Below are 2,248 nucleotides of genomic sequence, written 5' to 3' on the forward strand. Positions count from 1 at the left end.
GCACCCTGTCTTACTTCTAAAGTCATTAATATACGGTATTAAGTCATTTACATTTATATATTCCGTATCAAGTAGAATAAGCTCTCCTCTGTCAACAAATTCAGTCCATAGTTCTTGCTGTTCTGTGTCCAGTTGCTCATATTGCGAACGTACAGAGAATGTAAGTGTATGGCTGTAAGTTTTACCCTCTAACTCACAAACGAACGATACAGCGGTTAAATCGCCAATTAAGGATAGGTCAATTCCGACATAAGTTCTATTTTTATTAAATACAGATAAATTAAAGTCTGTTAGTTTAGTGTCTTGCGGAGTGAAGTAGTAAGCTGTATCCTGCATAGGTAAGCCCATATTAAACGCTAAGAACTTATTCTGTAACGCTGGGTCTCCTTGCGCAAGCTCGTACTCCTCAATAACTCCTGACCACTTAGGAACATTGCCAATAAGTGGTAAAGCCATAGTCCAATTCTTTTTATCTTTGACCTGCTCATGATTTTCTAGCATGTAAAGCAAGCCGAATGACCTATCATTGTAAAATTCTTCTTCTGATTTGAATCGTTCAACAAGTTTATCATAAAGTCCGTCGCGTTTAAGTCCGCCAGAAGTGATGTAAATACTTTGCCAGTTATCTTGTTTTTGACGTGAACCTTTATTAACTGACTCTGTTATATCCTCGCCATAGGTATGGACTTCATCAAATATATTAAGGGAACTGTTACCACCTTGCGCTCGTAAAGTATCATTTGTTTGCTTTTTAAAAGTGGTTTTGAAAGACGTAAATTCTAGCCCTTGTTTTGTACTCTTGAAAATCTTGTTTTCATTGTACACTCTTAATGTATCACTTGCTTCCGTTTGATTCCTAACTTGGTCAAATACGTGTCTAGCCTGTGTATTATCGTATGCAATAACTAGACTTTCTCCGCCATATTGTCCGCCTAAAATCATCCAGTTAAGCACGCGCGTAGCCATTAAACTAGACTTACCTGATCCACGGCCTAAATTAAGAAAAATCTCATTAATTAGGTTGACTTGAACACCTTTTTCATCAACCATATCATAGCCTAACATTAACTCATACCACCATTTTTGTGTTGGAAGTAGCTCAATTTTCATCAGGTTACCAGTAGTCAGGTAGAAGTTGTCTTCTATCCATTCAATAGCTTGCGTAACACGGTCATAGCGATAAATATATTTGTTATGAATACGTATTTGCTTCTGAATAGTCTTGCGAATGTACTTATTAATAATAATGCCGTTTTCTTTGTTGTATTCCAACATTTTATTTAAATAATACATTCATTCCCTTTCTATTCAAATACTGATTGCAAATATTCATCTGAATATGGACACCAACCTTCGTCATCAGTCATTTCTTTTTTAAGTTGTTTCCAGTTTGAAAACTGACCAATAATAGAATCGTTGTCTCCACACGTCTCACAATAATCTTCAACTTCTTCTAATTCTTTTTCTGAAGTATTTTCTGACATCAGATAAAGTCCTCCGCCCAAATGGTCTTCAACTACCCAATATTTTTTCATTCAAACCCCTCTGGGACTTTGATTTCTGGCGTTTTATACTTACTTAGCTTATAGTCGTCAAGTTCTTCAATTTTAGCTTTAAGGTCATGAGCACTTGATTCTTCCTGTTGCAATCTCCGCCATTCAGTAGGGTTATAAAGTTCAGGGTTTCCAGCCTTAGCAACCATCATTGCTACCAAGCTATCTTTATCAAGTTCTTTCTCTTTAACCTTTACTTTTTCAACGTTTCCGTCAGCGTCATATATTGTTTCTGTTTCTTTTAGCGTTCTGACTGTCAGTTTGCTCGCTAAGGCACTTTCGGCTAGTTCTAATAGATTTCCCCTAGCAATGCTTTTAGCTTCGTCATACGCCTTTATATTGTCATCTCGCCACTTTCTAAAAGTTTTAGCCGAACAATGCAAACTGGTGTAGATTTCTCTGTCATTACAGCCTGATTCAATTTTATCAATGATTTGGCTAAAAAGCGGTTCTTCATACATCTTAGGTAAAATTGTGGGTCTGCCACCTTTTTGTGTTTGCATATTATCCTTTCTTTTAAATGTGGTTATATCGTTTAAAGCCTATATTTTCGTTCCTGTGAGCGTTAAGTTAATTAGACTTAAATTATATCGTAATGATATAAACACGCTCATACGAGCCAAAATATTAGCATATAGCCATATAATTTCCTTTTTATTTGAGATTTAGCGAGATTTAGCGAGATTTAGCGAGAT

General features: G+C 36.0%; 3 protein-coding genes. All 3 read right to left on the reverse strand.

The genetic code is table 11. From position 1 onward, the window contains the following. On the reverse strand, positions 1-1,293 hold a 1,293-nt coding region (locus EII29_RS11155), incomplete at its 3' end, for a terminase TerL endonuclease subunit (protein WP_125237583.1). An 11-nt stretch (positions 1,294-1,304) separates the two neighbouring features. Next, positions 1,305-1,535 (reverse strand): hypothetical protein, encoded by a 231-nt coding sequence (locus EII29_RS11160; RefSeq protein WP_036853254.1) that lies wholly within the window; start codon positions 1,533-1,535, stop codon positions 1,305-1,307. After that, on the reverse strand, positions 1,532-2,056 hold the full coding sequence (locus tag EII29_RS11165; protein ID WP_036853255.1) for a bacteriophage terminase small subunit: 525 nt from the start codon (positions 2,054-2,056) through the stop codon (positions 1,532-1,534). Before EII29_RS11165 ends, EII29_RS11160 begins: the two co-directional genes overlap by 4 nt. Positions 2,057-2,248 lie beyond the last annotated feature (192 nt).

Origin of the sequence: Leptotrichia sp. OH3620_COT-345 (assembly GCF_003932895.1) — a bacterium.
Classification (GTDB): domain Bacteria; phylum Fusobacteriota; class Fusobacteriia; order Fusobacteriales; family Leptotrichiaceae; genus Pseudoleptotrichia.